This window comes from Phaeobacter porticola (assembly GCF_001888185.1).
GTDB classification, from domain to species: domain Bacteria; phylum Pseudomonadota; class Alphaproteobacteria; order Rhodobacterales; family Rhodobacteraceae; genus Phaeobacter; species Phaeobacter porticola.
The window spans coordinates 54,868-75,923 of sequence record NZ_CP016366.1; the positions used below are offsets into that span (position 1 = coordinate 54,868).

Below are 21,056 nucleotides of genomic sequence, written 5' to 3' on the forward strand. Positions count from 1 at the left end.
AAGATCGAGGGCGTCAATTGCGAGCTGGTCGCTGCTCATGTCGATTTTCAATGCGCCGCTTCCTAGTCTGCCACATCCATCAGATGACGAATGTGTTTCGCAAAATACCATGTGGCAGGAATTCCAAGACCCGCGCCCAACAAGATTGATAGGTTGGTGGAGAGGATCGGGCCACCGATCCAGCTAAAGATCAGGGCTGCAAAGAACACGTTGACCGCAGCCGCAGCCGCCCCGAAAGGATAGAGCACCAAAGCGATCTTGCGCGTGGACCATCCCGCCCGTGTCATCTGCGCGCCACCAACCACTGTACGGCTACCATGCTCAGCACCAGCATGATGCAGGCCAATGCGTACCAGAACTCGGCCGTTGCCGACTGTGCCTGAGGAATCGGTCGCTCGAAGCTTTGCGCAAAGAGGCGCGAGCTTGCGATGACGAAGACCCCGGTGAGGGAAAGAAAGAAGCGCATATCAGGTCTCCTGTGTCAGTGTACGGTAGATGTCGGGCAGCGCGCGCAGCAGGCGTTCGGGGTTTGGCAAAAGAGCAAACCCTCCGCGCCCGAAAATGCGGGCGAACCAGTCCTGCCCATCCTCGTCGATCACCACGCCGTGCAGGCGTTGGCCTGCTGCGCGTGCCTCGCGCACCGCCATGTGGCTGTCTTCGATCCCGTGCTGGCCTTCGTAGTGGTCCAGATCGTTGGGTTTACCATCGGTCAGCACGATCAACAGCTTGCGTGCACTGGGTTCCTCTGCCAATTGCGCGCTGACATGGCGGATCGCGGCACCGAGGCGGGTATAATGACCGGGCTTGAGCGCGCCAATATTGGCGGTGATCACGGGTGACATCGGGTCGTCAAAGCCCTTGCAGCGGGTCACGAACACCCTGTCACGGCGGAGCGATGAGAAACCCCAGATACCGCAGCGGTCGCCTGCCGCGTCGATCCCTACGGCCAATGCCGCCATCGTGTCGCGGGCCACGTCGATGACGCAGGTATCGCCGATCGCCGCTTCGGTTGATCGGGAGGTGTCAATCAGGAAGGCAACCGAAACGTCGCGATTCATCTGCTGCGCGGCTTGCCAGATCCGGTCAGAACCGCGCCCGGTGGCGACCATGTCGGCCCGCGCGGTCAGGGCCGCATCAAGGTCCAGTTCTGCCCCGTCGATCTGGCGCGGTTGCAGCACGCGGCGCGGGCGCAGGGTTTCAAACTGGCGGCGGACTTCACGGACATATCGGTCATTTGGTGTATAGGTTTCCCCATCGGTTACGGCTGGCGCATCAAGCACTCGGCAGTGACCTTCCATGTAGCTGCGCGACCGATGGTTCCATTCAAGGTAGGTGTGCTTGCCCGCCAGCGCCTCGTGATCGGCATCGGCTGGCGACAGGTCAAGATGCAGGCGCAGCCGGGTGGCGATCTTGCTGTTCTGTTTCGAAAGGGTGATCCGGTCCTGATCGTCGGCGGCCTTCTGGGCGTTCTGGTCATCATCGTCATCGATGCTGCGATTAATATTCATGGATTCGACCCATGACAGGATCGATTCAAAGCGGTGGATGATGAAACTGTCTTTGCGGTTGTGCTGGTCCTGATCTTTGCGCTCTCCCAGCTTGCGGCTGCTTGGTGCAGCATGGGGCGCCGGTGCGGCTGGATCCGCCTCGTCATCGTTGGCAGCTTGCCGGCCCGAGCCGGGACGTTCAAAGCATAGCCAGATTGGGACAGGGGCGCATGGCATGTAATTGCGCGCGTCTGTATCAGTGGCATCAAGCGCGGATGAACTGCCCTTTAGCTGGTCGCGGACCGCCTGTTCCAGCGCGGCCTCTTGCGCGGGCCGACGCATAACGGGCCGCGCGTCTGCACAAAACGCGGCCATCGCGAGATAGCGGTCACGCAATCCGGGGCAGACCAAATAGGCCCTGTCTGCAGCCGCTGCATTCGCGCGAATCTGTGCGCAGTCCAGTGCGTGGCCGGTGGTGTTCAAATCGAGCCCGTCAACATCGGTTAAGGCGGCAAGTGCCGTCAGCCAGAAAAAGGCCGCGCGGTTGAGAACCTCATCGGGAAAAGCCTCCATGACAGGTGGCAACGCGAGCCGTTCCCCATCGAAGCGCGCGACCCATTCCCGATCACGCTCGGCCCCGAGTTTGCGGCGCATGAGTTGACGGTGCTGCACAAGGCTTGGCGCAGCCTCGGCCAGCTCAACGCCAGGCGCACCGCCGAGCGCGCGGAAGAGAACAGCAAGGCTGGGGCGTACCGAGGCTAGCGCGACGCTTGCTTTGGGGTGCGTGACACCGGCGCCGATCCCGCTGGCCATGTCGTGCCAGAGTTTTCCAACCGTTTCTTCGGGATCCATGAGGTCGCGCAGGTGCATGGCCGTCATCCGTAGATCGTGCTGACCAGATCACGCAGGGCTTGCTGCACGTCTGGCTCATCGCTTAGCGGCTCGACTATCGCCGCCTCAAGTGCCCGGGTCACGCCCATACCGCCAGCCATAAGAGTGGCGGCATAGATCAGCAAACGGGTCGAGACACCTTCCTCAAGGTCCATGCCGCTTAGATTGCGGATATTGCCTGCCAAGCGGACCAGCGGTGCGACACGGCCCGCTTCCAGCCTGCTTTCGGAGGCAACCACAGCAATCTCGGTTTCCGCATCGGGAAAGTCGAAGCTGATCGACAGAAAACGCTGCCGGGTTGACGGTTTCAGCCGCTTGAGAATATTTTGGTAGCCGGGGTTATAAGAGGCCACTAGCATGAACTCCTTGGGTGCCGCCAGCTCTTCGCCGGTGCGGTCGATCATCAGCGTGCGCCGCGTGTCCGTCAGCGGGTGCAGCACCACGGTTACGTCCTTGCGGGCCTCCACCACCTCGTCGAGGTAGCAAATGCCTCCCTCGCGCACGGCGTGGGTCAGGGGGCCATCGACCCAAACGGTTTCCCCGCCCTTGAGCAGATAGCGCCCGATCAAATCCGATGCCGACAGATCGTCATGGCAGGCGACGGTGTACAGTGGCTTGCCCAGACGCGCCGCCATATGCTCGACGAAACGTGTCTTGCCGCAACCGGTCGGCCCCTTCAGAAGAAGGGGCAAACCGTTGTCATGGGCCATCTCGAACAGGTCGCATTCGTGCCCCGTCGGTTGATAGAATGGCAGGGTTAACGTGTTTTGAATGTTCATGGCTTACTCTCCGGGAACTGGATTGGCCGGGCCGGGCGCAATGATCTCATCCCTGCGCACCACCAGCAGGGAATAGATGAACAAGAGCGCACCCGTCACCACACAGGCTCCAGCACCAAAGCGCATCATGTAGAAGATCGACAGGCTTTCCTGCACCTCCATGTAGTAGTCGCCGACCACACGCTGCATATGCGTCTGGATGGTACCCGCGAAGGTCAGCACGAAAGTCATGAAGGCCATGCCGCCCGTCATCAGCCAGAACGAGGCCATGTTGAGCACCTGATTATAAGGGGCACGTTCCCGTAGCATCGGCATCGCATAGCTGAAGATCGCAAGGTTCAGCGCAACATAGGCCCCGTAGAATGCAAGGTGCCCGTGGGCTGCGGTGATCTGCGTGCCGTGACTGTAGAAGTTGACACCGTGCAAGGTGTGCAAGAAACCCCATACACCCGCGCCAAAGAAGGCGACCGTGCTGGACCCAAGCGACCACAGAAGCGCTGCCTTGTTGGGATGGTTCTTGCGGCCCTTCCATACCATCACAAATGCAAAGCTCATCATCAGGAAGAACGGGATCACCTCGAAGGTCGAGAAGATCGAGCCAACCCACTGCCAGTAACCGGGCAAGCCGATCCAGTAGAAGTGATGGCCTGTGCCAAGGATGCCCGAAAAGAGCGCGGTGGCGACGATGACATAGAGCCATTTTTCAACGACTTCACGGTCTACGCCGGTCAGCTTTAAGAGGAGGAAGGCGAGGATCGCGGCCATCACCAACTCCCAGGTCGCCTCGACCCAAAGGTGTACGACGAACCACCAGTACATTTTGTCCAAGCTGAGATTGTCGGGGTTAATGAAGGCAAAAACCCACAACAGTGACAAGAGCCAAAGCCCCATCAGCAGCACGCCGGTGATCGCAGTTTTCCTGCCCGCCAGAACGGTCATCGAGATGTTGAGCAGGAAGATCAGTGCCGCCACAAGGATGCCGAATTTCACCCAGAGCGGTTGCTCCAGAAACTCGCGTCCCCCATGGATGCCGACAAGGTAGCTGCCGACTGCCCCTAAAGTGCCGATTAGCAAGATGATCAGTTGGATATAAGCCAGCTTGGTCGAGTAAATTTCGCGCTCGGATTCTTCGGGAATGAGGAAATAAGCCGCACCAAAGAAGCCCAAAAGCAGCCAGACGATCAGCGCATTTGTATGGATCATGCGGATCACGTTGAACGGCAAAAGTTCCGATAAGAAGTTGGGCGAGACATAAATCCAACCCGCGAGAAGCCCGCCGATCACCTGAATGCAGAACAGCGCCAGGGCCGCAAGGAAGTACCAATAGGCCACTTTTTGTGATTGATATTTCATGGTTTGTCCTTTCTCGCGGGTTACCCGGCCTCGGTAGGAGGCCAGCCCTGTGTGTCAGTCTGATCTGCCCATCGCAGAAACTCGGCCAGGCCGCGAATGTCCTCGTCGGTTAGTTCATAGCGGGGCATTTGACGGCGGCCTTCGGTGCCGCTGGGTTGCGCCTCGATCCAACCTTTGAGCGTCTCGAAAGCGTCTTCAGGGTCTTCCAGAACACCCCAGCGGGTCATCACATTGCCAACCTCGGGGGCGAAATACGCGCCTTCCCCATGCAGGCTGTGGCAATTGATGCAGGAGTTCTCCTCCCAGATATGCTTGCCGTGAACGACCGCCTCGCTCAGCTCCATTCCGGCGGTTGAGGTCTCAACGACGTATTTGTGGGAATGGACGGTCATCGCCACAAAGACCACGACGAAGAATATCGAGCCTCCGTAGAAGATATTCCGCGCCCGCGATTTGGTCAGAAATTCCGCCATTGGCCGGTCTCCTTAAATTCGGGATGACCAATTCCTAACGACAGGCGCTGTATGCAAGTTTGCGCCAGCGCAACGTTTGATTGAATTTCTGGGCTAGTCTCACTAGATCAGGAGAAAGCCATGCGACAGCCAAAATTGGATGACCCTGATCTGCCACTGGCCGATCTGATGACATATTGGCCGGACACGATACCGGTATTCCTGCGCCATAAGATGCTATGCGTCGGTTGTTTGATCAGCCCGTTCCATACCACTGTCGATGCCTGTGCGGAATACAGCCTCGATGAGAGGGAATTCTTGGCCGAGCTTCGGGGTGCGGTGGGTCTTTAACGCCTGCTAGGCTTGACTGATCTCCACCAACGCGTGCGGGTTTGTCACCGTAATACGTTTGCGTTTACTCTGAACCAGACCGCGCTTTTCCCACCCGCTCAGCAGACGACTGATGGTATGCAGTGTTGTCGCAGTCAATTCGGATAGGTCCTGCCGGGTGATAGGAAAGTCAATCTCGATTCCATCGGGTGTTTTCCGACCCGTTTGATTAATCAGGCGCAGCAGCGCATTGGCGACGCGTTGTTCAACCTGCTGGGTCGCCATTTCCACGACACGGTTGTGCATTTCTTCCAGCCGGTTGCCGACAGTCTTGTAGGTTTCCGTCGAAAAGCCTTCGTAGTCGGCAACAAAGCTATCCCAGAGGCGTGTGGGCCAACTGAGCACAATGGACTCAGTCGCAGTCATGGCGGTGGCTGGATAGGTGTCGCGGCCAAAAGCCTTCGCGATCCCCAAGAGTTGCCCCGCTGGGATATGAAGCGCGGTCACTTGTTCGCCAGTAGGCGTGATGCGCACCACCCGGACATACCCGTCAAGCAGCATGAAAAAGCGATCTGCGGGCGCGCCCTCATCAAATATCGCAACGCTTTCGTCGCATCGGCTTGACGTGGCCTGATCGAGGATCGCACGAATGTCGCGCCGTTCCAGTTTAGAAAACGGCGGCAAATACGTGAGCAGGCTTTCGTCTAGCCGTGGCAACGTTTTGCGGGGTGATGTCTCGTTCATACAATTCGTTGTCCACGATGTAGCCGGAAAAGACCATAGATGACCGTTGCTGGTTCATTCGGAAAACCCACAAGCAGTTTGTCCTAGCGCAAAGTTCCACCACGCCATTTCGCTAGGCTTCGGGCCAACACCTAACGCGATCTGAAAGGAAAGACGATGATCCGCACATTGGCAACCGGCCTCGCAATCGCAGTTATGATGGGCAGCGCAGCGTTTGCTGAAACCTATCGCGATCTCTTCGCGATAGATCAAATCACGTCGATCGATTTGGAGCTAGCTACCCTGCCATGAAGAATGTGTTCGCACTTGTTCTCGGCCTTTTGCTGACAGTGTCACTGGCATTGTACGGCTCTACCGGTATGGCAAACGTCGGGCCTAACGTAGTCTTCTCTATGGAAATCTGCGCAGACGGAGTTGCGAAAACGGTGTCGTTCGACGCCAATGGTAACCCTGTTGAGCAAACGCAGACCTGCTCCAAGTGCCTGACATGTTGTCTAGCTCTCGAAGTTCTGCCCCCCGGAATGTGGTCGCTTGTTCCATCGTTGAATCGTTTGGACATGGAGGCGGTGAACCCCGTCGCTCCAAACCCCATCAAAAACAAACGAAACCTCTATCCCGCGCCGCGTGGCCCTCCGGATGAGCAATTTCCCATGCCGAGTCTGATCACATTTGATTGGTCAGCCAGCCGCCGAATGCTGCGCAGCGACGGGCGACCTATTCCTAAGGACGCCGCCGCATGAATATTTTACCATCCTCCCTAAAATTAATGGCGATATGCGCAACGGTACTCTTGTTCGGGCTTCCTGTTGCAGCAGACACAGTCCTGTCCAAGCTGTTGCCGGACCTCGCTGCTGCCGAACTGGTCGAGGGTGCCGACACCTTTGGCGGTATTCATCCCGACATTCCGGTTGTTCAGGTTTTAAAGGCCGGCGAGCGGATCGGTTGGGCCTACATTACGTCGGATTTTGTCTCAACCACTGGCTATTCCGGTAAGCCCATTCACACGATGGTTGCAATTGATGATGCCGCCCAGGTCATTGGCGTGGAACTTGTCAAGCACTCCGAACCGATTGTGCTGATCGGCATTCCAGACGCTAAGGTAAAGGCGTTGGTGGCCAACTACCGAGGTCTTGACTTGGTAGCCGAAGCTGAATCTGGCGGCACTGCACACCAGCTCGATATCATTTCAGGTGCGACTGTGACGATCATGGTGATCGACGATTCAATCGTTCGCGCCGGTCTTAAAGTGGCGCGCCAGCTTGGGCTGGGTGGCCTCGTGGTGGCCGAAGCAAGCGCGGGGCCGCAGTTTGAGATCCACCCTGACGCGGAAGCGGCGTCAGAGTGGATGACGCTGGAAGGTGACGGTACATTACGACGCCTCTCGCTCGACGTGGGTCAGATCAATGTCGCCTTTGCAGCGATGGAAGACGAACGTGCAGGCAAACGCGCCCTGACCGAAGACCCCGAGACAACATTCATTGAGATGCAAGCAGCGCTTGTTTCACACCCTGCGATTGGGCGTGCCATCTTGGGGGATGATGTTGCCGCCAATGTGCAAAACTGGCTGGACGAAGGCGATCATGCGGTCGCGATCGTAGGCCGAGGTCTCTATTCCTTTAAGGGGTCGGGTTATGTGCGTGGTGGCATTTTTGATCGGATTGTACTCATTCAAGATGACGTATCGGTCCGCTTCCGTGACCGGATGCACAAGCGGATCAACACCATCGCCGCCGAGGGCGCGCCAGTTTTTGCCGAAGCAGACCTGTTCAAAATTCCAGCTGACAGTGGCTTTGACCCCACCAAGCCTTTCCGCATCCAGCTTTTGGTGCAGCGCGACGTTGGTGCAATTGAAAAAGTATTCACCACCTTTGATCTTGGCTACCAATTGCCGCCTCAGTACATTCGCGCCATCGCCCCTGCACCCGCCGCGGAAATTCCGGACCGGGTCGCCGCAGTCACATCACAGACTGAGCTGGATGCGCAGCAGGCACTCTGGAAGCGGATATGGCTGGGCAAGCAGATCGAGATTTTTGTCCTGGGAGCCATGTTGGCCGTCTTGACAGGGGTGTTCTTTTTCCAGTTTTTTGCAGTCCGCAATGAGCGTGCTTTCTACTGGTTCCGCATAGGGTTTTTGACGGTAACGCTGATTTACCTGGGTTGGATTTGTAATGCGCAGCTGTCGGTGGTGAACCTGATGGCGCTGTTCAGTTCGCTTGTTTCCGGCTTCAGCTGGCAGGCGTTTTTGTTAGACCCGCTGACCTTTATCCTGTGGTTCTCGGTGGCGGCTGCACTCTTGTTCTGGGGGCGGGGTGCCTATTGTGGTTGGCTGTGCCCTTTTGGTGCGCTTCAGGAATTGCTCAATCAAGTGGCGCGCAAACTGCGCATTCCGCAGTGGACCCTGCCATGGGGCCTGAATGAGCGTCTATGGCCCTTGAAATATATGATTTTTCTCGGTCTGTTTGGTGTCTCTTTGACCAGCATCGAACAGGCCGAACGGTTGGCTGAGGTTGAACCGTTCAAGACGGCGATCATCCTGAACTTTGTCCGCGCATGGCCATTCGTAGCTTATGCAGCCGCCCTGCTGATCGCTGGGCTGTTCGTCGAACGGTTTTTCTGCCGCTACCTATGCCCTTTGGGCGCGGCACTCGCCATTCCCGCACGTTTGCGGATGTTCGACTGGCTCAAGCGATACAAGGAATGTGGCAGCCCGTGTCAGACTTGCGCACATCAATGCCCCGTTCAGGCGATCCATCCAACAGGTGAGATTAACCCAAACGAGTGCATCAACTGCCTGCATTGTCAGGTGCTCTATCAATCAGAAACAACCTGTCCCGTTGTCATCAAGAAAATGAAACGACGGGCCAAAGACAGGGCCGGTCCAGACCTTGAACGGTTTGTCGACCATCCGAACCAAAAAATCAAAACCACAACCACATGAAAGGAAAAGACATGTCAGAGGAAAAGAAGCTACCAATCTCGCGCAGGGCCCTTATAGGCGCGACGGCAGGCGGCGCGGCCCTTGCCGGAACTTGGGGTGGTCGTGCCATGTTGACGGGCGGCGCGGTTGCAGGCGCAACTCTTGCCACAACCACCAGCGCACGTGCAGCCGCAGGTGCAGAAGTGGGACCCGGTCAGCTTGATGAGTTCTACGGGTTTTGGTCTTCGGGTCAGTGCGGCGAGATGCGCATTCTTGGCGTCCCGTCGATGCGTGAGTTGATGCGCGTGCCCGTTTTCAACATCTGTTCGGCCACCGGTTGGGGAATTTCGAATGAATCCAAAAAAATTCTAACCGAAGGGTTGTTGCCCAAGACGAAAGAATACCTTGCCGCCAACGGGCATGAATTCCCACCAAACGGCGACCTGCACCACCCGCATATGTCGTTCACCGAAGGCAAGTATGACGGTCGTTACCTGTTTATGAACGACAAGGCGAACACGCGCGTCGCGCGGGTACGCGGCGATGTGATGAAATGCGACAAGATTATCGAGATCCCTAATGCCAAGGCGATCCACGGCCTGCGTCCACAAAAATGGCCCCGCACAAACTATGTCTTCTGCAATGGCGAAGACGAAGTGCCGATGGTCAATGACGGGAAAATCCTTGATGAGCCCGAGAAGTATGTCAACTTCTACACTGCCATTAACGCTGACGAGATGACAGTCGCATGGCAAGTGATGGTGACCGGCAACCTCGACAACACCGACTGTGACTATGAAGGCAAATACGCGTTTTCGACCTCGTATAACTCGGAGATGGGGATGAACCTCGCCGACATGACCGAGGCAGATATGGACCACGTTGTCGTGTTCAATATTGCTGAGATCGAAAAGGGCATCGTCGCAGGTGATTTCGTCGAGCTGAACGGCGTCAAAGTGTTGGATGGGCGCAAGGGAACAAAGAACAAGTACACACGCTATATCCCAATCCCGAACAACCCACATGGCTGCAACATGGCGCCAGACAAGGTTCACCTCTGCATCGCGGGCAAGCTGTCGCCGACGGTTTCGGTGATTGACGTGCGCAAGCTGGAGGCCGTTTTCAATGACGAAGCCGAACCGCGTAGTGTCGTTGTTGCAGAGCCGGAGCTGGGCCTCGGGCCGCTTCACACATGCTTTGACGGCAAAGGTGGTGCTTACACAACATTGTTCCTCGATAGCCAGGTTGTGAAATGGAGCATTGCCGATGCGATCAAGCTTTATAACGGCGAAGATGTGGACCCGATCATTACCAAGAAAGATGTGCACTATCAGCCGGGTCACAATTCGACTGTGATGGGCGAAACTCTGGATGCGTCAGATAAATACTATCTGACGATGAACAAGTTCTCCAAGGACCGCTTCTTGAACGTGGGTCCACTCAAGCCGGAAAACGAGCAGTTATTCGCGATCAACGGGGATGAAATGACGCTGATCCACGACGGTCCAACTTTTGCCGAGCCACACGATTCCATTATCGTGGCTCCTTCCAAACTGAACCCTCTTTCGGTCTGGGATCGCAACGACCCGATGTGGGCGGATACACGCAAGCAAGCCGAGGTGGATGGCGTTGACCTTGATGACTGGCAGGAAGAGATCATCCGGGATGGCAACAAAGTGCGCGTTTATATGTCCAGCAACGCACCGTCATTTTCGATCGAAAGCTTTACTGTCCAGCAAGGTGATGAAGTCACGGTGATTGTGACAAACCTTGACGATATCGACGACCTGACCCACGGGTTTACAATGGGCAACCACGGGGTCGCGATGGAAATCGGGCCGCAGGCAACGTCGTCCGTCACGTTCAAGGCCACGCAACCCGGTGTATACTGGTACTACTGCCAGTGGTTCTGTCACGCGCTCCACATGGAGATGCGTGGACGGATGTTTGTTGAACCAAAGGCGAGCTGAGCCATGATCCGTGCCCTGACGATTTTACTGTCTACGCTGATCGCGCTGCCACTTTGGGCCGACGAGCGGCATGTGATTGCAGGTCAGGGCACGCTTGCCGCCGCCATCGCCGCGGCCAATCCCGGCGATGTGCTTGTTCTGCAACCGGGTTCGCACGCGGGCCCTGTTGTCATTGACCGCCCACTCACATTGACTGGCAGCCACAACGCCATCATCGATGGGCAGGGGAATGGCACTGTGGTCAGTATCGTCGCCTCGGATGTGACCATTTCGAATCTCACGGTGACGGGTTCGGGCCTGAACAGCCAGGACACGGATGCTGGCATAAAGATCCTCAAAAAGGCTGACCGCGCTGTTGTTGAAAACAACCGGGTGTTGGGCAATTTGCATGGCATCGACGTTCACGGAGGCCACGATGCACAAGTGCGCAATAATACAATCGAAGGCACACAGCAGCAAAGGATGAATGACCGCGGCAACGGAATTTATATCTGGAATTCGCCCGGCACCCTCATCGAGGGCAACTCGGTCCGGTGGGGCCGTGACGGGATATTTTCGAATACATCGCGAAAGGGCGTCTACCGGAACAACCTGTTCCGCGACCTGCGCTTTGCCGTGCATTATATGTATACGAATGATTCCGAGGTGTCGGGCAACGTGTCGATAGGAAATCATCTTGGCTATGCCATCATGTTCTCAAACAAAGTGGTTATTAAAGACAATCTGAGCCTGTCGGATCGCAGCCACGGTGTCATGCTGAACTTTGCCAATAACGCCGATGTTTCAGGCAATTTGGTGCGCGGCGGAGCAGATAGATGTACGTTCATCTACAACGCGCACAAAAACCTGATTTATGGCAACCGCTTTGAAGGCTGCAATATCGGCATCCACTTTACCGCGGGGTCTGAGCGCAATGTGTTCACAGGAAATGCGTTCCTGGGTAATCGGACGCAGGTAAAATATGTAGGTACGCGCGACATCGAGTGGAGCTTTGAGGGTCGGGGTAATTACTGGTCAGATCATGCAAGTTTTGATCTTGGCGGTGACGGCATAGCTGACAGCCCGTTCCGCCCCAACGACTTGATGGATCACATCCTTTGGTCCCAACCGGCGGCCGTCCTTTTGACCGGGGCGCCTGTAGTCCAACTGATCCGGTGGGGACAATCCAATTTTCCCGCCACACTGCCCGGTGGCGTCGTAGATAGTGCGCCGCTTATGACAGCGCCAACTGTGGAAATTCCTCAAAAGTACCTCGCGATGGAGGCCAAAGTGGCCAATCGTTGGAAGGAAAGAGAACCAGATGAATTCGACGTTAACGATCTCTCATCTCACTAAGACGTTTGGCGGGGTTAAGGCCCTTTCTGATGTGTCTTTGAATGTGGCCCCTGGTGAGAGGGTGGCGCTACTTGGTCATAATGGCGCAGGCAAGTCGACTCTGATGAAAATCATTCTGGGCTTGATCTCGGTCGACTGCGGCAAGATTTCAGTGTGCGGCTCAACGCCCGGGGGGGACGAGGCACGTGCTAAGGTCGCGTATCTGCCGGAAAATGCCACCTTTCATTCTGCCCTAACCGGATTGGAACACATCACTTATTACCTGCGCTTGCGCGGTGAGCCTGTTTCAGGGGCGATGGCGCTGCTCGACAAGGTTGGTCTGGTACAGGCCGCCAAGCGGCGGATTGGCACCTATTCCAAGGGCATGCGTCAACGGGTGGGGTTAGCGCAAGCGCTGATCGGACATCCCAGCCTCTTGGTGCTGGATGAGCCAACCAGCGGTCTGGACCCCGTTTCGCGGCGCGACTTTTACGAACTTTTGGATGGGCTGGCCGCTGAGGGTGCCGCGATTTTGTTGTCCAGCCACGCCTTAACTGAGGTCGAGGCGCGCACTGATCGGCTGTTGATATTGTCAGGCGGCAGAATGGTTGCCGAAGGGTCGCTGCACGATCTGCGCCGTGAGGCCGCCTTGCCTGTTTCGATGCACATCACAGCGGTAAATGGCTACGATACCGACATCCTTGCGGCCTTGCCAAATGCCATTCGTGTGGGTGGTGACCTTCATGTCACCTGCGCTCAGGACCAAAAGCTCCAAACGCTCGCCGATGTTGCTGCGCTGAAAGGCAAGGTCGCTGACATCGAAGTTATCCCACCCAGCCTTGAGGATATCTATAGCCATTTCAGTCGGAGGGACGGCCAGTGATTGCCAGAATTATTGCCACAGCCATCCACGAGGCCCATATCGCGCGACGCAACCGCTGGGTGCTGATCGCGGTGGTTTTGATGGTGGTCTTCTCGTTGGTCTTGTCGGCGGTGGGATCGGCCCCAAGCGGGGGACTTGGCGCGGATCGCCTTTCCATTACGGTGGCGTCGCTTACCTCGCTCTCGGTCTATTTGGTGCCACTGGTGGCACTGCTTATGTCTTTTGATGCAGTTGCAGGCGAAGTTGAACGCGGCACATTGCCTTTGCTGCTTACTTATCCCGTGGCGCGGTGGGAAATCCTTGGAGGTAAGCTGATTGCCCACACGAGCATTTTGGTGATCGCCCTTCTGGCTGGTTACGGTGTGGCGGCATTGATCGCGGTGGCGAACGATCCTGCCGCCGTTGCAGGGGTTGGTTCGCTCTGGCGTCTGACGTGGACTTCGACGCTACTGGGAGCCACATTTTTGGGGATCGGCTATGCGCTGTCATCATTGTCGCGGCGCGCGTCTGGTGCAGCCGGGCTGGCAATCGGGCTTTGGCTGGGGCTGGTTGTGCTCTATGATCTGGCGCTTTTAGCCGCTGTGGTAGCGGACGGCGGCGGCATCTTTACAAAGCAAATTTTCCCAACCGCATTGCTTGTCAATCCGGCTGATGCCTTCCGCCTGTTCAACCTGACCGCCTCGCAGGCCACGTCGACGGCATCAGGAGTTGGGGGGGCTGCGGCGTCTATCGCACTATGGCAATCGCTTTTGTCGATACTGCTCTGGCCAATCTTGGCCCTTGGTCTTGCCACGCGCGCCTTCAGAAAGGTCGATCCATGATCCGGTTGTTGAGTACCCTCACCCTGTTAACATTGAGTGCCTGCAAAGAAGAATTGGCTCAGGATACGACGCCTCTGCCGCTTACTGTCGACGCTGTGGGTCATTTTTGTCAGATGAATGTTCTTGAGCATGATGGCCCCAAGGCGCAAGCACACTTGGGCGGGCTGCCTCAAATGCCGCTGTTTTTCAGTCAGGTGCGTGACGTCGTGGCCTACATTCGGCTGCCCGAACAGACCCATGAGATTCTGACAATTTGGGTCAATGACATGGGCGCGCAAGGTGCCACATGGACGGATCCAGGCACGACAAACTGGATCGCTGCGGATGCCGCGTATTTTGTTGTGGGGAGCCGGGTCTTAGGCGGGATGGGCACCCCTGAAATTGTGCCCTTTGCTGATGTCACAAAAGCCAATTCATTCGCGGTGAAGAATGGTGGGCAGGTGATGAGATTAACGCAGATACCTGACGCTGCGGTGCTGACTCCCGTTGTTATCGACGGCGACAGCGATGACGCGGATTTCGAACAACGTTTGCGCAAACTGGCGCGCACATCAGGAGATTGATCCCATGACTACCCGTCGTCGTTTTCTCACCATCAGCGCTGCTGCCCTTGCATTTCCCTATCAGAGTGTGGCTACGCCTGTTTATACATGGCAGGGTATCGCTTTGGGTGCGCGCGCAACGTTACGATTGGCTCACCCTGACGCAAAAGCTATCTGCGCAAGAGTTGCGACCGAAATAGCGCGGCTTGAGGACATCTTTAGCCTGTACCGCCCCAATAGCAGGCTAATGCAATTGAACCGCACAGGCCGGTTGGATTTTCCGCCGTTTGAACTGCTTGAATGTCTTTCAATTGCAGGGACTGTACATCGTGCCAGTGAGGGAAGATTTGATCCGACGATCCAGCCGCTTTGGGCCTGCTACGCCGAAGCGTCCGCGCATGGGATGCTACCGGAGAAAGATGCGATCACCCGAGCCGGTTTGAAGATTGGTTGGGAACGTGCGCGCATTGATTCATCTGCTATTGTGCTTGAGCAGGAAATGGCGCTCACCCTCAATGGGATCGCACAGGGCTATATCGCGGATCGCGTGGCGGAAATGCTGGTGGATGAAGGCCTCAGAAATGTTCTGATTGATACAGGCGAGTTTCGCGCGCTTGGGACCCATCCCGAGGGGCGTGCCTGGCCCGTCACCTTAGCCGCAGGCGGCGAAGTACCCCTTGATGCGCGGGCACTTGCCACTTCCGCGCCTCTTGGCACAACCTTTGATGAACACGCGCGGGTGGGGCATATCCTCGATCCCCGAACGGGTCAGCCAACGCAAAGCAATTGGCAAGAGATATCTGTATCCGCTGCATCAGCAGCCGTTGCGGATGCGATTTCGACCGCAGCATGTCTGCTCGAAACCAAAGACGAAATCGATACATTCGTGGCTCAGTTTCGTGGCGCCCAAGTAGAAGATGCAACTGCCGATTGAATTTTGTGTCTTCAGGTGGATCAGCACCTTGCCTGCAAATGCATAAACCCGTCCGGGGTAAGGGGAAGCCTTCATATCATCCCGTTTGTGCAACAAAGCTGGGGATTACCGAAGCACCTTTAAGGTCGAGTTAGTTAATTTTACATAATCATCATTATCATATTTAGCGCTGTACGCGCAAAGCGATAATGTCACCCATGAGCAAAGCAGAAGTGTCACTCTCCTCGTAAAACGATGTGAGGATGAGCGGACATGGGATGGGTGGTGATGAGCGAGCGCGAGTTGAACCGCGTGGAAGTTTTGGCGCAGGTCGATGATGGCCGGCTGAGCGTCGACAATGCGGCGAACATGCTGGACCTGACACGTCGTCAGGTTTTCCGGCTGCTCAAGCGATACCGTCAGGATGGCGCAGCCGCGATCCGGCACAAATCGCGCGGCAAAATTCCAAACAATCAGATCCACAAAGCCAAACGCGACTATGCGTTGGGCCTGATCAAGGAACAGTATCCGGATTTCGGGCCGACCCTGGCGGCCGAGATGCTGGCCGAACATCATGGCTTCAAAGTCTCTCGCGAGACGCTTCGGAAGTGGATGGTTGAAGATGGCATCTGGCTTTCGCGCAAGCAGCGCCGCCAGTTCCACCAGCCGCGTCTACGCCGAGAATGTTTCGGCGAGCTGATCCAGATCGATGGGTCAGACCATCGTTGGTTTGAAGATCGCGCAGGTCCCTGCACCCTGCTCGTCTTCATTGATGATGCCACCAGTACCTTGATGGAGCTTCGGTTTCGAAGCACTGGAAAGCTATTTGCTCGAACACGGACGCCCCGTTGCATTCTACAGCGACAAACACACAGTGTTCCGCGTGGCCAAGGAAGACGCCAAGGCTGGCGCGGGTATGACCCAGTTTGGACGTGCTTTGAATCAGTTGAACGTCGAGATCTTGTGCGCCAATTCAAGTCAGGCCAAGGGGCGCGTTGAGCGCGCCAACCGGACCTTGCAAGATCGGCTCGTGAAAGAACTGCGGCTGGCTGATATTTCGGATTTGGAAGCTGGAAACGCCTATCTGCAAGGCTTCAAGGGCCGTTACAACACCCAGTTCGCCAAATCGCCGGCCAAGCCTGACAACCTGCACCGCGCGCTCAACGTCGAGCCGGACCGGCTGGATGAAGTGCTGTGTTGGCGCGAGAACAGGTACGTCGGTAAGCAGTTGACGTTTTCTTATGACCGCAAGCGGATCATGCTGGAAGAAAGTGATGTGACGCGCGGCCTTGTGGGCAAATACGTAGACACCTACGCCTTTGTCGACGGCCGGTTTGAGGTGCGCTCAAAAGGCCGATCCCTGCCCTACAAGATCTTCGACATGGACCAACGGGTCACTCATGCCGCCATCACCGACAACAAGCGCTTGGGTGCCGTGCTCGAGCACATCAAAGACATGCAAGATAAGGCCCCGCCAAAATATCCAGTCAGAACAAATTCTGAGAAGATGGGGTATAAGCCAAATGGCAAACGTCCCGGCAGACCTTCCAGCGCACGTGCCAAAAAGACGATTGTACAGGCGGCGGAATAGGCCCAGGTTTGCGGCATGGATACTGACGACGACCCAGAGATCATCTTCTCCGATTACACGCAATCCGTTGTCATCGACGGGCATCATTTCGATGTCGAGATATATAAGACCAGCATCCATCCCGGCTGGATCCTGTCCGTAGAGAACCAGTTCGGAACGTTGACCGTGTCGGACAATCCACCCTTTTTCGGCGACGTCCTCGCCTGGCGCGCCTTTGAGGAACTCGTCCGCGAGGAAGGTATCAAAGCCTTCTACAACAAGAAAGAGCGTCGCAAGCTTGGTCTATGACCAACCACCGCAAGGCTTATCAACCCTACGATATATGACGTCTCCGGGCTGCTAAGCCTTGCTACCGGCAGCGCATTTGGTGACACTTCTGCTTTGCGCAACCAGTGACATTTCTGAATGGTGTTTACAAGATTTTGTAGGTGGCAATGACCGACAGCGTTCACATCAGCCAGGCCTTCAACATGGTCAAGTCGATGTTCATACACGAAACTATCGAATCGGATGTGCAGATCGGCGATGACGGCAGCGATTTCCATTTCGGCGGCCGCGGCGAAGACCTCGTGCTGGGCCGGGGTGGCAATGACTTTGCCTGGCTCGGCGGTGGCGACGATGTGGCCCTGGGCGGATTGGGCAATGATGTGGTGATCGGCAATCGCGGGGACGATCTGATCTCTGGCGGCTCCGGCAACGACACGCTGCTGGGTGGGCATGGCGACGACCTGCTGGCTGATGGGGCCGGTAACGACAAGTCACGCGGCGGTAATGGCAACGATGTCCTTGTGGATGGCACCGGTTCGGACGTTTTGCATGGGGGCGCTGGTTCGGATGTCTTCCTGTTCACTCAGGCAGAGCTTTATGGCGGTGAAACAGGGGCGGACAACAACCGTTTCATCGGTGGCGGAGGCCACGACACGCTGGTGCTGCGGCTTGAGGAAGACGCGGACATACCGGATATCGAATTTGGCCGCGGCGGCAAGATCACCATTGATGATCTGGGCATCACGGCGCGTGGCATCGAAAAGATTGAGATCGTGCATGGTCTCGATCTGGCCGGCACAGAGTTGGAGAATCACACGCTGGCAGAGGAAGCAATGCTCTGGGGCTTCATCTAATAACAGAATCTGAACAAAACCCGCTATATTCTGATTAAATGCGGGGCAGGAAGTTGCCTGCCCCGAAACCCTGTAAGGCTTTGCCATCGGCTTCGGTTCGCACGTTTTGTCTTGGCATAGCTTCCGGGCTTGTCAGTTGCGCCCTCAACGGCAACACGCCCCTGGCTGAAACTGCGATTGCGTGCCGGGGCGAAATACCATATATACCAGCCTCATAGGCACCTGTAGTGCAGCCAGATTGAGTGCCGTCCTCCGAAGCCAAAGGTCGCAGGTTTGAATCCTGCCGGGTGTAAAGTTTTCACACTAAATTCAGTAGATTGTCTGACGTCAGCGCCTATGGGGGGTTCCCCCTTGTGATAGCATCTCTGGCCTTTTGTGTTTCCAGTCATTTGCCTGTTCGATTTTTCGGCTGATGGCCAGCAACGCGCCTTCTTGCCCGAATCCTGCTGTCAATTGCACCCCGACCGGCAGGCCTGCGCCATTCCAGAACGTGGGCAGGCTGACGGCGGGTTGGCCAGTCAGGTTTGCAATCAGGGTGAACCCGAGGAAAGTAAAGAACCGGTTCATCACAGTCTCGCCAGACATTTGTGCCCCATCAAAATGGCCCAGCGTCGGCGGTGGCGTGCCCAAGGTGGGGGAAAGAACCATGTCAAACTTTGCATCATGGGCACAGATCCGGCGCGATTGGGCGTGAAACCATGCGTGATCCTGCAAATATTGTGCCGCAGAAACCTGTGTTCCGCGCGCGTACAGGAATTGGTTAAACGGCTCGCATTCTGCAGCAACCGCATCGGCAGGGCGTCCGGTGGCGGCAGAGGCTGCCAAAATCCCACGCGTTCCAGCCAGTGACCAAAGCCGGGCATAACGGGTGCGGAACTCTTCCACAGGCAGGTCAATCTGTGTCTCGATCACCTCGTGCCCCAGATCTTGCAACAGCGCGGCCGCATCGTCCACCGCCGCCCGACAATCGGCATGGATCCGGGTGTCAAGACCGGTGTCGTAGCGCAATCCAATGCGCAACCGGCCGGGCACGCGCGCACTGGCGGCCAGAAAACTCTCGTCCGGGGGAGGTGCCGTATAAGGATCCCCAAGCGAGGGCCCAGCGGTGGCATCCAATAAGGCCGCGCTGTCACGCACCGACAGGCTCAGCACATGTTCGGCGACAATCCCCGACAGGCCTTCGCCCAGATCGGGGCCCAGCGAGTTGCGCCCGCGCGTGGGTTTCAAGCCAAACACCCCGCAACAGGACGCGGGAATTCGGATGGAGCCGGCACCGTCGCCGCCATGCGCCGCAGGGAGTATGCGGGCTGCGACCAAAGCACCGGCCCCGCCGCTGGACCCACCGGAAGAGTGATCAAGGGACCAGGGGTTGCGCGTTGGGCCGTGCAGGACAGGTTCGCAGGTGCCCAATGTGCCAAATTCGCAGGTGTTGCTGCGCCCGAGAATGCGCAAACCGGCACGGCGATAGCGCCGGATGATTTCTGAATCGTGATCCACCACATTGTTGGCAAGGGCCTGACAGGCACCGGTCGTGATCTGCCCCTCCACATGGGCGTAAAGATCCTTGATGAAAAAGGGAACGCCCGCAAAGGGCCCCTCACCCGGCGCCGCCGGCGGTGGCACATCATAGGTGGCAACAATCGCATTGATGGACGGGTTCACCCGGTCAATCCGCGCCAACACCTGATCTTGCAGCTCTTGTTCGGTGATCTGCTTGTCACGGATCAGCCGCGCCAGATCGGTCATATCGCACGCTTGGTATTCTTCATCGGTCAAAATCATCATTCGGGCCTTCCTGATCGTAAAAAGGATGCGCCCCCCGACGAGACAGAAGGGCGCATCAAGGTCTCAGCTGGCGGAGAGCCAGGTCTCAAACCGTTTCGACAATGTCTCCTGATTGTCGATCCAGAACTCCGAGCTGAGGGGGAGAGCCGATTGAAGATTGTCAGCGGCGGTGGGCAGTTGTCTCAGCATCTCGCCGGGCAAACTTTCCAATGCTGTTTTATTGGTGATCCCATAGAGGATTTTTTCCGGGAAACGCGCCTGTTGCTCTGGCTTGATCGCATGGGCGATGAATTGTTTTGCCAGATCCAGATGGGGGGTGCCTTTCACGATGGCCCAGAAATCCATCCCGTAAATCTGCCCGGCCCATTCCAAGGCAAAATCTTTGCCTTCCTGGTTGGCATTGCTGACACGGCCGTTAAATGCCGCGGAATAGGCCACATCCCCGGCGGCCAGCCGTTCAATAGGCTGCGCGCCTGTGGTCCACCAAACGATATGATCCTTGATCTCATCCAGTTTGGCAAAAGCGCGGTCCTGCCCGTCCGGTGTCGACAGCACCTGATACACCTGATCCGGGGCAACCCCATCGGCCATCAAGGCCAGCTCCAGCGTCATTTTTGGCGTCTTGCGCAGCCCCCGGCGGCCCGGCCAGGTGTCCACATCCCAAAACTCAGCCCAGGTTTCCGGGCCGTTTTCGATCTTGCTACGATCATAGGTGAAAACCATCGACCACACGAAATAGCCCACGCCGCATTCTGCCTGCGTTGCGGTTTCGACAAAATCACTCGGGTTGCCCAGTTCAGCCCAATCAAGGGGTTCGAACAGCCCTTCGTCACAGCCGGTCACCACATCATCCTGTTCCACCTGCATCACGTCAAACGACACGGTGTTGGTGCGCACCATGGCCTCCACCTTGGCCATGGCCCCGGAGTAGCTTTCTTCGTTCACAGTAACGCCAAACTCTTCGGCAAAGGGGGTGTAATACGCGTATCTCTGCGCGGTTTGCAGGCTGCCGCCCGCCCCGACCACATTCAGAGTTTTGTCTTGTGCCACTGCCGGTGTGGCCGCCAGCACTGCGGCCAGCAGAATGCCGATGGATGCACCGCAGGCGCGGTTTAAAGGTGTTTTTAAGGTCATGGTCTTCCTCCAGATTGGTGTATTATATA

The 21,056-nt window shown here is 56.8% G+C and carries 20 protein-coding genes and 1 pseudogene; 12 read left to right on the plus strand and 9 right to left on the minus strand.

What is annotated here, in order from left to right; genetic code table 11:
• Window positions 1-62: 62 nt before the first annotated feature.
• The 6 genes from PhaeoP97_RS18815 to PhaeoP97_RS18840 are packed head-to-tail and all read right to left on the minus strand — an operon-like array spanning window position 63 to window position 4,983.
• Window positions 63-287, minus strand: coding sequence for an NnrT protein (locus PhaeoP97_RS18815; protein WP_072506784.1), 225 nt, complete (start codon window positions 285-287; stop codon window positions 63-65).
• The gene (locus PhaeoP97_RS18820; protein ID WP_072506785.1) at window positions 284-466 is read right to left on the minus strand and encodes a protein NnrT; all 183 of its coding nucleotides are present in this window, start codon (window positions 464-466) and stop codon (window positions 284-286) included. The genes PhaeoP97_RS18815 and PhaeoP97_RS18820 overlap by 4 nt, the downstream gene beginning before the upstream one ends.
• A gap of 1 nt (window position 467) precedes the next feature.
• On the minus strand, window positions 468-2,357 hold the full coding sequence (locus tag PhaeoP97_RS18825; RefSeq protein WP_083570461.1) for a nitric oxide reductase activation protein NorD: 1,890 nt from the start codon (window positions 2,355-2,357) through the stop codon (window positions 468-470).
• 5 nt (window positions 2,358-2,362) lie between these two features.
• The gene (locus PhaeoP97_RS18830) at window positions 2,363-3,157 is read right to left on the minus strand and encodes a CbbQ/NirQ/NorQ/GpvN family protein (RefSeq protein ID WP_072506787.1); all 795 of its coding nucleotides are present in this window, start codon (window positions 3,155-3,157) and stop codon (window positions 2,363-2,365) included.
• A gap of 3 nt (window positions 3,158-3,160) precedes the next feature.
• Window positions 3,161-4,510 carry a cbb3-type cytochrome c oxidase subunit I gene (locus tag PhaeoP97_RS18835; RefSeq protein ID WP_072506788.1) on the minus strand — a complete coding sequence of 450 codons (1,350 nt, stop codon included), beginning with the start codon at window positions 4,508-4,510 and terminating at the stop codon, window positions 3,161-3,163.
• Window positions 4,511-4,530: 20 nt separating this feature from the next.
• Entirely contained in the window at window positions 4,531-4,983 is a 453-nt protein-coding gene (locus PhaeoP97_RS18840) for a c-type cytochrome (RefSeq protein ID WP_072506789.1), read from the minus strand.
• Between the two features lie 120 nt (window positions 4,984-5,103).
• Between PhaeoP97_RS18840 and PhaeoP97_RS18845 the strand changes: the two genes are divergently transcribed.
• Complete coding sequence (locus tag PhaeoP97_RS18845) at window positions 5,104-5,313, plus strand: DUF1858 domain-containing protein (protein WP_072506790.1); 210 nt, start codon at window positions 5,104-5,106, stop codon at window positions 5,311-5,313.
• 6 nt (window positions 5,314-5,319) lie between these two features.
• On the opposite strand, the gene PhaeoP97_RS18850 is transcribed toward PhaeoP97_RS18845, so the two are convergent.
• The gene (locus PhaeoP97_RS18850) at window positions 5,320-6,036 is read right to left on the minus strand and encodes a Crp/Fnr family transcriptional regulator (RefSeq protein ID WP_096740489.1); all 717 of its coding nucleotides are present in this window, start codon (window positions 6,034-6,036) and stop codon (window positions 5,320-5,322) included.
• A 156-nt stretch (window positions 6,037-6,192) separates the two neighbouring features.
• Here PhaeoP97_RS18850 and PhaeoP97_RS20815 point away from each other — a divergent pair, with 156 nt between their 5' ends.
• The 11 genes and pseudogenes from PhaeoP97_RS20815 (at window position 6,193) to PhaeoP97_RS18905 (ending at window position 18,108) form a co-directional block, all read left to right on the plus strand.
• On the plus strand, window positions 6,193-6,327 hold the full coding sequence (locus PhaeoP97_RS20815; RefSeq protein ID WP_257786535.1) for a hypothetical protein: 135 nt from the start codon (window positions 6,193-6,195) through the stop codon (window positions 6,325-6,327).
• 445 nt (window positions 6,328-6,772) lie between these two features.
• Entirely contained in the window at window positions 6,773-8,974 is a 2,202-nt protein-coding gene (locus PhaeoP97_RS18860) for a NosR/NirI family protein (RefSeq protein WP_072506792.1), read from the plus strand.
• A gap of 11 nt (window positions 8,975-8,985) precedes the next feature.
• Complete coding sequence (nosZ, locus tag PhaeoP97_RS18865) at window positions 8,986-10,923, plus strand: TAT-dependent nitrous-oxide reductase (protein WP_072506842.1); 1,938 nt, start codon at window positions 8,986-8,988, stop codon at window positions 10,921-10,923.
• 3 nt (window positions 10,924-10,926) lie between these two features.
• Window positions 10,927-12,258: a nitrous oxide reductase family maturation protein NosD gene (locus PhaeoP97_RS18870; protein WP_072506793.1), complete on the plus strand. Its 1,332-nt coding sequence runs from the start codon at window positions 10,927-10,929 to the stop codon at window positions 12,256-12,258.
• Window positions 12,224-13,120, plus strand: coding sequence for an ABC transporter ATP-binding protein (locus PhaeoP97_RS18875; protein ID WP_072506794.1), 897 nt, complete (start codon window positions 12,224-12,226; stop codon window positions 13,118-13,120). The genes PhaeoP97_RS18870 and PhaeoP97_RS18875 overlap by 35 nt, the downstream gene beginning before the upstream one ends.
• Complete coding sequence (locus tag PhaeoP97_RS18880; RefSeq protein WP_192849724.1) at window positions 13,120-13,941, plus strand: ABC transporter permease; 822 nt, start codon at window positions 13,120-13,122, stop codon at window positions 13,939-13,941. Before PhaeoP97_RS18875 ends, PhaeoP97_RS18880 begins: the two co-directional genes overlap by 1 nt.
• Window positions 13,938-14,504, plus strand: a complete 567-nt coding sequence (locus PhaeoP97_RS18885) for a nitrous oxide reductase accessory protein NosL (protein WP_072506796.1) — start codon at window positions 13,938-13,940, stop codon at window positions 14,502-14,504. The genes PhaeoP97_RS18880 and PhaeoP97_RS18885 overlap by 4 nt, the downstream gene beginning before the upstream one ends.
• A gap of 4 nt (window positions 14,505-14,508) precedes the next feature.
• Window positions 14,509-15,417, plus strand: a complete 909-nt coding sequence (locus PhaeoP97_RS18890) for an FAD:protein FMN transferase (protein WP_072506797.1) — start codon at window positions 14,509-14,511, stop codon at window positions 15,415-15,417.
• Window positions 15,418-15,669: 252 nt separating this feature from the next.
• Window positions 15,670-16,987 (plus strand): annotated as a pseudogene (locus PhaeoP97_RS18895) (ISNCY family transposase).
• Between the two features lie 15 nt (window positions 16,988-17,002).
• Window positions 17,003-17,275 (plus strand): hypothetical protein, encoded by a 273-nt coding sequence (locus PhaeoP97_RS18900; RefSeq protein ID WP_072504604.1) that lies wholly within the window; start codon window positions 17,003-17,005, stop codon window positions 17,273-17,275.
• 146 nt (window positions 17,276-17,421) lie between these two features.
• Complete coding sequence (locus PhaeoP97_RS18905; RefSeq protein ID WP_072506798.1) at window positions 17,422-18,108, plus strand: calcium-binding protein; 687 nt, start codon at window positions 17,422-17,424, stop codon at window positions 18,106-18,108.
• A 327-nt stretch (window positions 18,109-18,435) separates the two neighbouring features.
• Here PhaeoP97_RS18905 and PhaeoP97_RS18910 read toward each other — a convergent pair whose 3' ends face one another.
• Window positions 18,436-19,893 carry an amidase gene (locus PhaeoP97_RS18910; protein ID WP_237029050.1) on the minus strand — a complete coding sequence of 486 codons (1,458 nt, stop codon included), beginning with the start codon at window positions 19,891-19,893 and terminating at the stop codon, window positions 18,436-18,438.
• Window positions 19,894-19,956: 63 nt separating this feature from the next.
• Window positions 19,957-21,027, minus strand: a complete 1,071-nt coding sequence (locus tag PhaeoP97_RS18915) for an ABC transporter substrate-binding protein (protein WP_072506799.1) — start codon at window positions 21,025-21,027, stop codon at window positions 19,957-19,959.
• Between the last annotated feature and the right edge of the window lie 29 nt (window positions 21,028-21,056).

Excerpts from the sequence above, each read along its gene's own strand:
- PhaeoP97_RS18905 (WP_072506798.1), top strand. The coding sequence starts at position 17,422 with ATGACCGACAGCGTTCACATCAGCCAGGCCTTCAACATGGTCAAGTCG.
- PhaeoP97_RS18840 (WP_072506789.1), bottom strand. The coding sequence starts at position 4,983 with ATGGCGGAATTTCTGACCAAATCGCGGGCGCGGAATATCTTCTACGGA.
- PhaeoP97_RS18835 (WP_072506788.1), bottom strand. The coding sequence starts at position 4,510 with ATGAAATATCAATCACAAAAAGTGGCCTATTGGTACTTCCTTGCGGCC.
- PhaeoP97_RS18890 (WP_072506797.1), top strand. The coding sequence starts at position 14,509 with ATGACTACCCGTCGTCGTTTTCTCACCATCAGCGCTGCTGCCCTTGCA.
- PhaeoP97_RS18850 (WP_096740489.1), bottom strand. The coding sequence starts at position 6,036 with ATGAACGAGACATCACCCCGCAAAACGTTGCCACGGCTAGACGAAAGC.
- PhaeoP97_RS18820 (WP_072506785.1), bottom strand. The coding sequence starts at position 466 with ATGCGCTTCTTTCTTTCCCTCACCGGGGTCTTCGTCATCGCAAGCTCG.
- PhaeoP97_RS18860 (WP_072506792.1), top strand. The coding sequence starts at position 6,773 with ATGAATATTTTACCATCCTCCCTAAAATTAATGGCGATATGCGCAACG.
- PhaeoP97_RS20815 (WP_257786535.1), top strand. The coding sequence starts at position 6,193 with ATGATCCGCACATTGGCAACCGGCCTCGCAATCGCAGTTATGATGGGC.
- nosZ (WP_072506842.1), top strand. The coding sequence starts at position 8,986 with ATGTCAGAGGAAAAGAAGCTACCAATCTCGCGCAGGGCCCTTATAGGC.
- PhaeoP97_RS18875 (WP_072506794.1), top strand. The coding sequence starts at position 12,224 with ATGAATTCGACGTTAACGATCTCTCATCTCACTAAGACGTTTGGCGGG.
- PhaeoP97_RS18910 (WP_237029050.1), bottom strand. The coding sequence starts at position 19,893 with ATGATGATTTTGACCGATGAAGAATACCAAGCGTGCGATATGACCGAT.
- PhaeoP97_RS18900 (WP_072504604.1), top strand. The coding sequence starts at position 17,003 with ATGGATACTGACGACGACCCAGAGATCATCTTCTCCGATTACACGCAA.
- PhaeoP97_RS18815 (WP_072506784.1), bottom strand. The coding sequence starts at position 287 with ATGACACGGGCGGGATGGTCCACGCGCAAGATCGCTTTGGTGCTCTAT.
- PhaeoP97_RS18885 (WP_072506796.1), top strand. The coding sequence starts at position 13,938 with ATGATCCGGTTGTTGAGTACCCTCACCCTGTTAACATTGAGTGCCTGC.
- PhaeoP97_RS18845 (WP_072506790.1), top strand. The coding sequence starts at position 5,104 with ATGCGACAGCCAAAATTGGATGACCCTGATCTGCCACTGGCCGATCTG.
- PhaeoP97_RS18825 (WP_083570461.1), bottom strand. The coding sequence starts at position 2,357 with ATGCACCTGCGCGACCTCATGGATCCCGAAGAAACGGTTGGAAAACTC.
- PhaeoP97_RS18915 (WP_072506799.1), bottom strand. The coding sequence starts at position 21,027 with ATGACCTTAAAAACACCTTTAAACCGCGCCTGCGGTGCATCCATCGGC.
- PhaeoP97_RS18870 (WP_072506793.1), top strand. The coding sequence starts at position 10,927 with ATGATCCGTGCCCTGACGATTTTACTGTCTACGCTGATCGCGCTGCCA.
- PhaeoP97_RS18830 (WP_072506787.1), bottom strand. The coding sequence starts at position 3,157 with ATGAACATTCAAAACACGTTAACCCTGCCATTCTATCAACCGACGGGG.